At 63.6% G+C, this 11,986-nt stretch carries 13 protein-coding genes; 7 read left to right on the top strand and 6 right to left on the bottom strand.

Annotated features, from left to right (window positions below; all coding sequences use genetic code 11):
* Positions 1–99 precede the first annotated feature (99 nt).
* The 3 genes from QZS21_RS10795 to QZS21_RS10805 form a co-directional block, all read right to left on the bottom strand.
* Positions 100–1,785 carry a carbon starvation protein A gene (locus tag QZS21_RS10795; RefSeq protein ID WP_295583250.1) on the bottom strand — a complete coding sequence of 562 codons (1,686 nt, stop codon included), beginning with the start codon at positions 1,783–1,785 and terminating at the stop codon, positions 100–102.
* A 14-nt stretch (positions 1,786–1,799) separates the two neighbouring features.
* Positions 1,800–2,324, bottom strand: a complete 525-nt coding sequence (locus QZS21_RS10800) for a hypothetical protein (RefSeq protein WP_295583252.1) — start codon at positions 2,322–2,324, stop codon at positions 1,800–1,802.
* A 308-nt stretch (positions 2,325–2,632) separates the two neighbouring features.
* The gene (locus QZS21_RS10805; RefSeq protein ID WP_295583255.1) at positions 2,633–3,316 is read right to left on the bottom strand and encodes a FadR/GntR family transcriptional regulator; all 684 of its coding nucleotides are present in this window, start codon (positions 3,314–3,316) and stop codon (positions 2,633–2,635) included.
* 168 nt (positions 3,317–3,484) lie between these two features.
* Between QZS21_RS10805 and QZS21_RS10810 the strand changes: the two genes are divergently transcribed.
* The 6 genes from QZS21_RS10810 (at position 3,485) to QZS21_RS10835 (ending at position 8,328) form a co-directional block, all read left to right on the top strand.
* A complete protein-coding gene (locus QZS21_RS10810) occupies positions 3,485–4,165 on the top strand; it encodes a hypothetical protein (RefSeq protein WP_295583257.1) in 681 nt (226 codons plus the stop codon).
* Positions 4,166–4,197: 32 nt separating this feature from the next.
* The gene (locus QZS21_RS10815) at positions 4,198–4,410 is read left to right on the top strand and encodes a 4Fe-4S dicluster domain-containing protein (protein WP_295583259.1); all 213 of its coding nucleotides are present in this window, start codon (positions 4,198–4,200) and stop codon (positions 4,408–4,410) included.
* 18 nt (positions 4,411–4,428) lie between these two features.
* Positions 4,429–5,499, top strand: coding sequence for a 3-methyl-2-oxobutanoate dehydrogenase subunit VorB (locus QZS21_RS10820; protein WP_295583261.1), 1,071 nt, complete (start codon positions 4,429–4,431; stop codon positions 5,497–5,499).
* A gap of 1 nt (position 5,500) precedes the next feature.
* Positions 5,501–6,250, top strand: coding sequence for a thiamine pyrophosphate-dependent enzyme (locus QZS21_RS10825; RefSeq protein ID WP_295583263.1), 750 nt, complete (start codon positions 5,501–5,503; stop codon positions 6,248–6,250).
* A gap of 1 nt (position 6,251) precedes the next feature.
* Entirely contained in the window at positions 6,252–6,788 is a 537-nt protein-coding gene (locus QZS21_RS10830) for a 2-oxoacid:acceptor oxidoreductase family protein (RefSeq protein WP_295583266.1), read from the top strand.
* A gap of 463 nt (positions 6,789–7,251) precedes the next feature.
* Positions 7,252–8,328 (top strand): branched-chain amino acid aminotransferase, encoded by a 1,077-nt coding sequence (locus QZS21_RS10835; protein WP_295583267.1) that lies wholly within the window; start codon positions 7,252–7,254, stop codon positions 8,326–8,328.
* A gap of 59 nt (positions 8,329–8,387) precedes the next feature.
* Here the strand turns inward: QZS21_RS10835 and QZS21_RS10840 are convergent, their stop codons facing one another.
* On the bottom strand, positions 8,388–8,957 hold the full coding sequence (locus QZS21_RS10840) for a GNAT family N-acetyltransferase (protein WP_295583270.1): 570 nt from the start codon (positions 8,955–8,957) through the stop codon (positions 8,388–8,390).
* 74 nt (positions 8,958–9,031) lie between these two features.
* A complete protein-coding gene (locus tag QZS21_RS10845) occupies positions 9,032–9,466 on the bottom strand; it encodes a hypothetical protein (RefSeq protein WP_295583272.1) in 435 nt (144 codons plus the stop codon).
* Between the two features lie 173 nt (positions 9,467–9,639).
* Here QZS21_RS10845 and htpG point away from each other — a divergent pair, with 173 nt between their 5' ends.
* Positions 9,640–11,523: a molecular chaperone HtpG gene (gene htpG / locus QZS21_RS10850; protein WP_295583274.1), complete on the top strand. Its 1,884-nt coding sequence runs from the start codon at positions 9,640–9,642 to the stop codon at positions 11,521–11,523.
* A gap of 102 nt (positions 11,524–11,625) precedes the next feature.
* Here htpG and QZS21_RS10855 read toward each other — a convergent pair whose 3' ends face one another.
* The gene (locus QZS21_RS10855; protein WP_295583276.1) at positions 11,626–11,922 is read right to left on the bottom strand and encodes a NifU family protein; all 297 of its coding nucleotides are present in this window, start codon (positions 11,920–11,922) and stop codon (positions 11,626–11,628) included.
* Positions 11,923–11,986: the final 64 nt, after the last annotated feature.

Consider the following 11,986-nt stretch of genomic DNA (forward strand, 5'->3'; position numbering starts at 1 on the left):
CGCAGCCCCTTCAATCAGCAGGACCGCCGCTTGCGCGGCGGTCCTGCATGGCGGGGGGAGACTGGCAAAACTCCGCCGCCGGAATGAATGGGAGGATGCTTACTTGCTGGCGGCAGCCTTCTTGTTGCTCAGCGCCTTGAAGCCCTCGACCACCAGCACGATGGCCAGGACAAACAGCACGCCGGAGAAGATGGTCTGCAGCACGTCGGCCGCCACGGTGGCAGAGCCGGCCATCAGACTGGCAATCTTGGTCTTGAAGGTGATAGCCAGGGAGGTCAGGGTAGCCAGCAGCATGAACACCATGGGGATGTAGAACATCTTGTTGTTCTTGCCGATGTTGCCCAGCCAGGCGGCGCAGGCCAGCAGAGCCAGAGCGGCCAGCAGCTGGTTGGCGGCACCGAACAGGGGCCAGATCAGGCTGTAGCCGCCGGTCATCAGGATGCCGCCCAGAATGACGGTGATGAGGGTGGCCACAAAGGGATTGGCCAGGGCCTTCTTGACGCCGGTCAGAGTGGCGGGGTCGGTGCCCTCATCCACGAAGAACTCCTGGAGCATGTAGCGGGCCAGACGGGTGGCGGTATCCAGAGAGGTCAGGCAGAAGGCGGACACGGACAGGATGATGACGGAGTACATGACGTCATAGGGCAGGCCCACAGCCTGCAGCATGGTGGACACGCCGGTGGCGAAAACCACGGTGGGGGTGCCGGCGGGCATAGCGCCGTCGGCGAACAGGATGCCCACGCAGATCAGGGAGATCACGGCCAGGGCACACTCGATGAGCATGCCGCCGTAACCGATTGCCATGGCGTCCTTCTCATTGTCCAGCTGCTTGGCAGTAGTGCCGGAGCCCACCAGGGAGTGGAAGCCGGAGATGGCGCCGCAGGCCACGGTGATGAACAGGACGGGGAAGAGCATGCTGTCGCCCTTGATGCCGCCAAAGCCGGTGAAGGCGGGCAGAGCCACCACGGGGTGGGCCACCACAACGCCGATCACAGCCAGGGCCAGCATGCCGTACAGCAGGAAGCTGTTCAGGTAGTCACGGGGCTGGAGCAGGATCCACACGGGGGTGACGGAGGCGATCAGGATGTACACCATCACGAAAATGCTCCAGAAGCCGGCGCCCATGTGGATGGGCACATTGTAGCCGATGACGATGCAGGCCACCAGGGCGACCACGCCCACCACGGTGGACACGCCCAGGGGGGCGTTGCGGCGGTAGACCAGGAAGCCGAAGACGATGGCCAGCACGATGAACAGCATGGAGATCATGGCGGTGCGGCCGTTGGCGACGCTGAAGGCCTCGGTGCCCTCGGCGCCGGAGGCGAAGGTGCCCACCACGATGGAGCCGAAGGCGGCAACCACCAGCAACAGGGTCAGGTAGGCGAAGACCAGGAACAGCTTCTTGCCCCGGCGGCCGATGTTGACCTCGATGACGTGGCCGATGGACTTGCCCTCGTGCCGGATGGAGGCGAACAGGGACGCGAAGTCATGGGTGGCGCCGAAGAAGACGCCGCCGATCAGAATCCACAGAAGGACGGGAACCCAGCCGAAGATGGCGGCCTGAATGGGTCCGTTGATGGGGCCGGCGCCTGCGATGGAGGCGAAGTGATGGCCCAGCAGGACGGGGGCCTTGGCAGCGCAGTAGTCGTTGCCGTCGGCCATGGTGTGCGCGGGGGTCTCCTTGGAGGGATCAACGCCCCACTGCTTGGCCAGCCATCTGCCGTAGAACAGATAGCCGCAGACCAGCACGACGACGCTGACCAGCATGATTACGAGTGAATTCATACAATTCTCCCTTCTTATTTTGCCTTGGGGTCGGGACCGAAGTTCCGCTCCAAGGTCTTACGTGCTTCCTTTCCGGCTGGATTGGAAAAGAAGCGCTGCGTGGAACATTCCATTGCCGCTATGTGATACTCCATCCAGCCATGGAGTGCCAGCCGAAAGTTTTTGCGGAAGCGGGTCCGTTTCAGGAGCTTCTGCGCCTCCGGGTCGATGGTGTCCGCCAGGATGACCAGCGTCACATAAGAGAACATGTGCTCGCCGCTGGGCTGAATGCGCGCCATCCCGGCCTCCCGGGAGAGGGTGATCCAGCGCCCCAGGGTCTCCGCGTCCAGGTGCTCCGCCAGACAGAAAAAGACGTACTCATGCTGCTCCGTGGCGTAGATCACGTGGGCCTTGGTGGCCACGTAATTCTCCTCCCGGAAATGATAGACCGCTGCGGCGGGAAACTCCCCCCCGGCGACGGCCACATCCCGCTCGATGTCGAAGTAATACGAATAGGCATCCAGCAGCTTTTCCAGCCGCGCCTGCAGTGTCATTTCCATAAAGTCGTTTCCTATCCCGTCTGTTGAAAAGCAATCGCTCATATCCCTGCCGTTTCCGCAAACAGCCCGTTAAAAATAGCGCTCGCTTATGGGTGCTATTATACACGGTTCTTTCCGGTTTGTTAAGAGGGTAACATGAAATTTGTGTACAATTTGTGAATGAGCTGGTTAAAATTGTCTGTTTTGGCAAAGTCCCCGGGCCATCTGTCCTCTTTTGCAGGGATTTCACCGGCGTCTCCCCGCCCCCCACTGTGCAAATTGCACAGTTTCCCTTCCGCTTTTTGTGAGCTTGTCCAGTGGGCGCGGTCTCAGCCCTGGAGGGTGTGGATCAGGTGGCGCATGTGGATGCTCATGGCGTGGCGGGCGCCCGCCTCGTCCCGCTGGAGCAGAAACTCCAGGATCATCCGGTTGTCCGACAGGGCGATGTCCTGCATCTGCTGGCGGTTCTGGGAGAGCTGGAGGATCTCGTTCACCGCGCTGTTGATGATGGGATACAGCCGCCGCATATACTCATTGTGGGAGGCCTTGATGATAGCGAAGTGAAATTCCTGGTCCGCCAGCGGCCAGTCCCCCCCCTCGGCGGCGATGCGCTCCATCCGCCGGGCCCGCTTCAAAATCTGCTGCAGCTCCTCGTCCGTCCCCCGCTGGCAGGCCAGGGCCACGGTGGCGGGCTCGAAAATCAGCCGCATCTCAAAGAGGTCCTTGGCCCGGACCCGGGAGCGCATGCTGGCAAGGCTGGTCAAATCCAGCCCCGACGCCGGCAGGCTCTCGGAGACGAAGGTCCCCTTCCCCCGCCGGATCTCCAGCACCCCCTGGGCAACCAGAAAGGAGATGGCCTCCCGCAACGTGGTGCGGCTGACCCGCAGCGCCTCGCTGAGCTCGTTTTCGTTGGGCAGCTTGCTGCCCGGGGCATACCGCTGCTCCTCCACAATCAGCTCGTACAGCCGGTCGGAGGTCTGCTCCGACAGCTTGGTCTTTCTCGGCTCCGCCATGTCCATCCCTCCATCGGAAATGTTTGATACCTTATTTTATCACAGTTTCTTTCGTCAAAACTCCCAAGCCTCCCCCTTGACATCCGATGTGGCCTGGTGTACAATGACATCATACAACAGATACAGAAATAATACAACAAGAAAATTTTAGGGAGGGAGGCTTTTTTCTTGACCGCTTCCACCATCTGCTCCCACCGCCTCTCCATCATCACCGGCCACTACGGCACCGGCAAGACGGAATTCGCCGTGAACCTGGCCCTGGCCCTGGCGGCGGAGGGCCGCCGGGTCATGCTGGCGGACCTGGACATCGTCAACCCCTACTTCCGCTCCCGGGAGCGGCGGCCGCTGCTGGAGGGGGCGGGGGTCCGCCTGATCTCCTCCTCCCAGGCCTGCTCCGACGCCGACGTGCCCGCCCTGCCGGCGGAGCTCCTGACCATCCTGGAGGACCGGACGGTGACGGGTGTGCTGGACATCGGCGGCGACCCGGTGGGCGCCCGGGTGCTGGCCCGGTTTCGCCCCCAGATCCAGGCGGAGGACCACCAGCTGATCTGCGTGCTCAACGCCAACCGGCCGGAGGTCCGCCAGGCGGCGGACGCCGTGACCTATCTGCGGGGCATTGAGCAGGCCACCGGCCTCACCTGCACCGGCCTTGTCAACAACACCCACCTGTGCCAAGAGACCACCGGCGCCGACATCCGCAAGGGCGCCGTCCTGGCCGCCGCCGTGTCCGCCGAGACCGGCATCCCCGTCCTCTGCCACGTGGCGGAGGCGCGGCTTGCCGGTGGCCTGCCGGAGCTGGCGGAGCCTGTGTTTCCAATCACCATCCGCATGAAAAAGCCGTGGGAATGACCGCGGCGGAAGGGGAAGGAGGACCATCCATCATGAGCGCGAAAGTGACGTTTGATTCCGACCGCTGCAAGGGATGCGAGCTGTGCACCACCGTGTGCCCCAAGCACATCGTGGCCATCGACAAAGCCGTGATCAACCGCAAGGGCTACCACCCTGCCGCCATCACCGACATCAGCCAGTGCATCGCCTGTGCCAGCTGCGCCAAAATCTGCCCCGATTCCATCATCACCGTGGAAAAATTCTGAAAAAGGAGGTCGTTATCCGTGGAAAAGGAACTTTGGAAAGGCAATGAAGCCATCGCCGAGGCCGCCATCCGGGCCGGCTGCGACTGTTTCTTCGGCTATCCCATCACGCCTCAGAGCGAGGTGCCCGAGTACATGTCCGTCCACCTGCCCAAGGCCGGCGGCGTATTCGTCCAGTCCGAGTCGGAGGTGGCCGCCATCAACATGGTGTACGGCGCCGCCGGCGCCGGCAAGCGGGCCATGACCTCCTCCTCCTCCCCCGGCATCAGCCTCAAGCAGGAGGGCATTACATACCTGGCGGGGGCCGAGGTGCCCTGCGTCATCGTCAACTGCATGCGGGGCGGCCCGGGCCTGGGCACCATCCAGCCCAGCCAGGGCGACTACTTCCAGGCCACCCGGGGCGGCGGCAACGGCGACTACCGGACGCTGGTGCTGGCCCCCTCCAACGTGCAGGAGACCGTGGACTTCATGCAGGAGGCCTTCGACATCGCGGATCAGTACCGCAACCCCGTCATGGTGGTGTGCGACGGCCTCATCGGCCAGATGATGGAGCCCATCGAGTGGCGCCCCGTGCCCAAGCGCACGCTGCCGCCCAAGGACTGGGCCGCCTGCGGCCGCTATGGACGAAGCCACCACAACGTCATCAACTCCCTGTACATGGCCCCGGAGGACTGTGACGACCACAACCGCCACCTGGACGAGAAGTACGCGGAGATCGCCAAAAACGAGACCCGCTGGGAGGAGGTTGGCTGCGAGGACGCGGAGATCATCATCACCGCCTACGGCACCCCCGCCCGCATCGCCCTCACCGCCCTGGAGACCCTCCAGGCCGCCGGGCTGAAGGTGGGCCTGTTCCGCCCCATCACTCTGTGGCCCTTCCCGGAGAAGGCCCTCCACGACCTGGCCGCCCGGGACCACGTGAAGGCGTTTTTGGACGTGGAGATGAGCTCCTCCGGCCAGATGCTGGACGACGTCCGCCTGGCGGTGGAGGGGCAGAAGCCCATTCACTACCTGGGCCACGCCGGCGGCGTGATGCCCACGGTGGAGGAAATGGTGGAATCGGCCCAAAAGGCCTTGAAGGAGGTCAAGTGACATGGCGATGGTATATCAGAAGTCCCCTGGGCTGACCGACAACGAGCTCCACTACTGCCCCGGCTGCAACCACGGCATCATCCACAAGCTGGTGGCGGAGTCTCTGGTGGAGCTGGGTCTGCTGGACGGCGCCATCGGCGTGTGCCCCGTGGGCTGCTCCGTGTTCGCCTACAACTACTTCAGCTGCGACATGCTGGAGGCCGCCCACGGCCGGGCCCCCGCCGTGGCCACGGGCATCAAGCGCACCCACCCGGACCAGGCGGTGTTCACCTATCAGGGCGACGGCGACCTGGCGTCCATCGGCGCGGCGGAGATCGTCCACGCCGCCATGCGGGGGGAGAAGTTCACCACCATCTTCATCAACAACGCCATCTACGGTATGACCGGCGGCCAGATGGCCCCCACCACCCTCATCGGCCAGCGGGCCACCACCTGCCAGTCCGGCCGCACCGTGGAGCAGGCGGGCATGCCCATCCGCGTGGCGGAGATGCTCTCCACCCTGGACGGCTGCGTCTACGCCGAGCGGGTCTGCGTCACCGACATCGGCAACATCAACAAGGCCAAGCGGGCCATCAAGAAGGCCTTTGAAAAGCAGATGGCCCGGGAGGGCTTCACCTTTGTGGAGGTGCTGTCCACCTGTCCCACCAACTGGGGCATGACGCCCCTGAAGGCCGTGGAGTGGCTGAAGGAGAACATGATCCCCTACTATCCCCTGGGGGTCATCAAGGACACCGGCGCGGAGGTGAAGTAAGATGAAAAAAGAGATCATCATTTCCGGCTTCGGCGGCCAGGGCGGCCTGGCCATCGGCAAAAATTTGGCGGAGGCCGGCATGGCCGAGGGCATGAACGTCACCTGGGCCCCCTCCTACGGCCCGGAGATGCGGGGCGGCACCGCCAACTGCTCCGTGGTCCTCTCCGACAAGCCGGTGGGCTCCCCCGTCTTCGCCCACCCCACGGAGCTCATCGCCATGAATGCCCCCTCCCTGGAGAAGTTTGAGGCGGGGGTCCAGTCCGGCGGCGCCGTCTTCGTCAACAGCGACGTGGTCAGCGACCAGGTGTCCCGGGGGGATTTGGCCGCCTACTACATCCCCTGCTCCCAGATCGCCGAGGAGGTGGGCAACCCCAAGGTGGGCAACATGGTCATGCTGGGGGCCTACGTGGCCGCCACCGGGATTTTGAAGGCCGAGACCATCGAAACCATGATCCAGGAGATGTTCACCGGCGCCAAGGCCAAGCTGGTGCCCCTGAATATCGAGGCCTTCCGCCGGGGCATGGCCTGCATCCGGTGAGCGCCTGTCCGTCAAATCCGGCGGCGGCGCGGTGAGAATTGCCGCGCCGCCGCCGCTCTTTCCCCGCGGAGGGGGGATTCTGTGCATTTTACCGATTGACTTTCGTCCGCCAACGGCGTATAAAGATAACTAAATCGGCAAATATTCCAAATGTGATGAACGGGACATGCCGCGGAAACACGCCTCTTTAGAGAGCTGCCGCTTTGGTGAAAGGCAGCGGGGACGCTTTCGCCGGCCTCACCCGGGAGCAGCGGACGGAACCGGGAGCTTCTCCCCCAGTACGCCCCGCCGGCCGCCCCCCGATACCGGGGCCGACAAGGGGCCGCCCCACCGGCGGCAATGAGAGTGGTACCACGGAAGTTTGACTTTCGCCTCTCCTGCAAATGCGCAGGCGCGGCGGAGGTCTTTTTTATTGAGGTCTGCACAAACTTCAATTACAACAAAGTAAAGGGAGCGTATTGACATGTTGAATATCCAGATCACCAAAACCACCACCCCCAAGGCGAAGCCCGCCGACGAGAGCCAGCTGGGCTTCGGCAAGCTGTTCTCCGACCACATGTTCGTCATGAACTACACCAAGGGCCAGGGCTGGCACGACGCCCGCATCGTCCCCTACCAGCCCTTCCAGATGGACCCCGCCTGCGTGGTGCTGCACTACGCCCAGGAGGTCTTTGAGGGCATGAAGGCCTACCGCAGCGCGGAGGGCACCATCCAGCTCTTCCGTCCCGACTGCAACGCCCAGCGCCTTCAGGACTCCTCCGACCGGCTGTGCATCCCCCCCATCCCCACCGAGGACTTCCTCCAGGCGGTGAAGGCGCTGGTGGAGGTGGAGAAGGACTGGGTCCCCCACGAGGAGGGCACCTCCCTGTATATCCGCCCCTTCGTCTTCGCCTCCGACGTGGGCCTGGGCGTCCACGCCAGCCATGAGTATGTCTTCGCCATCATCTGTGCCCCCTCCGGCGCCTACTACGCCGAGGGCATCAACCCCGTGAAAATCTACGTGGAGGACGACTATATCCGCGCCGCCCCCGGCCTCACCGGCTACACCAAGTGCGGCGGCAACTACGCCGCCTCCATCAAGGCCGGGGAGCTGGCCGAGGAGCAGGGCTTCGCCCAGGTGCTGTGGCTGGACGGCGTGGAGAAGAAGTACGTGGAAGAGGTCGGCAGCATGAACATCATGTTCAAGATCGCCGGCAAGATCTACACCGCCCCCTGCACCGGCACCGTGCTGCCCGGCGTCACCCGCCGCAGCTGCATCGAGCTGTTGAAGGAGTGGGGCTACGAGGTGGAGGAGACCCGCGTGGCCATCGAGGACATCATGAAGGCCGGCCACGACGGCACGCTGGAGGAGGTCTTCGGCACCGGCACCGCCGCCGTGGTCTCCCCCGTGAAGGAGCTGGACTGGAAGGGCGACAAGGTCTTCATCGGCGGGGGCGAGATTGGCCCCGTCACCCAGCGGCTCTACGACACCATGACCGGCATGCAGTGGGGCAGAATTCCCGACACCAAGGGCTGGATTGTGCCCGTGTGCAAGGGCTGACCCACCGCCCTTTGAACCGCGCAAAACGGGAGGAGCCCACCGGCCCCTCCCGTTTTCTCTCACACCTTTGCCAGTACCGCCGCCACCGCCTCCGGCGGCAGCTCCCCCACGGGCCGGGGCGGCCGGGGCGCGTCATCGTAGGCCCCGATGGCCTTCTCAAACCACGTCACGTCCCGCCAGGCCCCGTCCTTATAGCCGGTGGAGCGCTGGACGCCCATCCGGCGAAAGCCCAGGGCCTGGTGCAGCGCCTCGCTCCGGGGATTGGGGGAGGTCACCAGGGCGTAGGCCGTCCGCACCCCCTGGAGGCGCAGCAGCGCCAGCAGCGCCCCGTACAGCCGCCGCCCCAGCCCCCTTCCGGCGGCGGAGGGGTCCAGGTAGACGGACAGCTCCGCGTTCCACTGGTAGGCCGCCCGCTCCGCCTGGCGGTGGGCGTAGGCGTAGCCCAGAATCCGGCCGTCCTCCTCCCACACCAGATAGGGGTAAAAGGCGGAGATGTCCCGGACCCGGCGGGCAAACGCCTCCGCCGTGGGCAGCTCGTATTCAAAGGTGATGGAGGTTGCGATATACCGGCCGTAAATGGCCAGCAGGGCCGGGACGTCCTCCTCCCCGGCAAAGCGGATCTGCGCCATGGGCTCTCCCTCCCGATGCGGTCTCTCTTACATTATAATAAGGAAGGGCCGCCGCCTGGGCGGCAGCCCCTCTGTCAGGTCTTTCCGTGGATTTTGGCGCCGCACTTGGGACAGGTGATGACCACCTTCCCCTTGCCCACCGGCACCCGGCAGATGGTTTTGCAGCTCTTGCAGGTGAAGTACTTGTGGTCCTTGTCGGCCCGGCGGGCCTTGGCGCCGGCGCGGCTGTTTTTCATCCCCCAGACCCAGTTCACCCACTTCTGGTTCTCCTCCCGCCGCTTGGGCAGGTTTTTGGAGAACATGCGGAAGAAAATGAGAACCATCAGCGCCCACAGCAGCACGTCGCACACCGCCGCCGGCGCCTCCAGATGGAACGCGGCGGAAAAGAGCATCCGGGCGATGCAGATGCCGATGTACCCCCACAGCAGCGCCATATTCAGCTGGTCCGTGCCGTTGCGGCCGTACATGAACCGGATCAGTCCATTGCGAATCCTCTGAAAAACACCCATGTGCAAACTCCTTTTTCTGTGGCGGACGCCCGCGCTTCTTTTTGTATTCTACTCGCAAAGCCGCCGCCAGACAACCGTTTGGCGCGGAAATTTACAAAATGGTCATTTATTTTTCCAAGGCCTTATGCTATATTGTCTGTTTGGATAAAAATCAAAAGAAGGATGTGTTTATCATGGCGAAGAAGCAATTCAAAGCCGAATCCAAGCGCCTGCTGGACCTGATGATCAACTCCATCTATACCCACAAGGAGATCTTCCTGCGGGAGATCATCTCCAACGCCAGCGACGCCTGCGACAAGCTGTGCTACCGGGCGCTGACGGACGACTCCGTGGGCCTGGGCCGCAAGGACTTCAAAATCGAGCTGACGGTGGATCAGGAGCACCGGACCCTCACCGTCAGCGACAACGGCATCGGCATGGACAAGGAGGACCTGGAGAACAACCTGGGCGTCATCGCCTCCTCCGGCTCCTACAAGTTCAAGCAGGAGGTGGGCGACGACGCCAAGGACACCGACGTCATCGGCCAGTTCGGCGTGGGCTTCTACTCCGCGTTCATGGTGGCGGACCACATCACCGTGGTGACGCGGAAGTTCGGCAGCGACACCGCCTGGATGTGGCAGTCCGCCGGGGCCGACGGCTACACCGTCACCGAGTGTGAGCGGGAGAGCGTGGGCACCGACATCGTGATGCACCTCAAGCCCGACACCGACGACGAGAAGTACGGCGAATTCCTGGAGTCCTGGCGCCTCCAGGAGCTGGTGCGGAAGTACTCCGACTATATCCGCTTCCCCATCCGCATGGAGGTCAGCAAAACCCGGAAAAAGGCGGACTCCCCCGAGGACAAACCGGAGTACGAGACCTACCAGGAGGTGGAGACCCTGAACTCCATGGTGCCCATCTGGCAGCGGCGCAAGTCCAGCGTGAAGCCGGAGGAGTACAACAAGTTCTACCGGGACAAGTTCCACGACTACGCCGACCCCCAGCGGGTCATCGCTGTGTCCGCAGAGGGCGCCGTCACCTACAAGGCGCTGCTGTTCATCCCCGGCGCCACCCCCTTCGACTACTATACCAAGGAGTATGAGAAGGGCCTCCAGCTCTACTCCAACGGCGTGCTCATCATGGACAAGTGCGCCGACCTGCTGCCGGAGCACTTCCGCTTCGTCCGAGGCGTGGTGGACTCCCCGGACCTGAGCCTGAACATCTCCCGGGAGCTCTTGCAGCACGACCGCCAGCTCAAGGTCATCGCTGCCAACCTGGAGAAGAAGATCAAAAGTGAGCTGGCCAAGCTGCTGAAGGACGACCGGGAGGGCTACGAGACCTTCTGGAAGAACTTCGGCCGCCAGCTGAAATACGGCGTGGTGGGCGAATACGGCGCCCACAAGGACCTGCTCTCCGACCTGCTGCTGTTCTACTCCTCCACGGAGAAGAAGCCCGTCACCCTGGCGGAGTACGTGGGCCGGATGAAAGAGGGGCAGAAGTACCTCTACTTCGCCGCCGGCGAGAGCCTGGACAAGATCGACAAGCTGCCCCAGACGGAGCTCTTGAAAGACAGCGGCACGGAGATTCTCTACTTCACCGAGGAGGTGGACGAATTCTGCGCCCAGGTGCTCCGCACCTATCAGGACAAGGAGTTCCGCTCCGTGCTGGATCAGGAGATCGAGGAGGGCGCGGAGAAGAAGGCCGAGGAGGCCGCCGGCGCCCACAGGGCCGCCTTCGACTTTGTGAAGGAGACCCTGGGCGAGGCCGTCAAGGAGGTCAAGGCCTCCGCCCGGCTGAAGTCCCACCCCGTGTGCCTCACCGCCGGGGAGGGCCTCAGTTTCGAGATGGAGAAGTATTTCCAGTCCGTCCAGCCGGATTCCGCCATCAAGGCGGAGCGGATTCTGGAGCTGAACGTGGACCACCCCGCCTTCCAGGCCCTGGAGACCGCCGTGGCGGAGGACCCGGAGAAGGCCAAAAAGTACGCCACGCTGCTGTACGACCAGGCGCTGCTGATCGCAGGCCTTCCCCTGGAGGACCCCTCCGGGTACACAGACCTGGTCTGTGAGCTGATGCAATAAGCCGCCGCCCGCCGGGAGCGCTCCCGGCGGGCGATTCTTCAGATGCGGGGAAACGCCCCGGTCCGAAAAAACAGGCGCCCCCTGGCAGGGGCGCCTGTTTTTTTACAGATGGTGGTCCCGCAGCAGCTTTTTCGCCTGCTCCCACAGCTCGTCGCTGACGCTCTGCACCACGACCACCTGCCGCACCAGCTCCGGCAGGGCCGCCGTCAGCTCCGCCTCCACCAGGTTCTCCGTGGTCAGGTCCGCCGAGGGGCACCCGGCGCACTGGCCCTGGAGCTTCACGTGCAAAACGCCGTCCTCCAGGCGGTCCACCTGAATGCCGCCGCCGTGGGACCGCAGGGTGGGCCGGACCTTTTCATCCAGCACCGCCTCGATGCGCTTCAAATCCTCATTATTCATGTTGAGAAACCTCCTGTTGAGCCGCCTTGGCGGCGTGAATATCCTGGCGGATGCGGTGGCGGGT

Source organism: uncultured Oscillibacter sp., from assembly GCF_900544955.1.
GTDB lineage: Bacteria > Bacillota > Clostridia > Oscillospirales > Oscillospiraceae > Oscillibacter.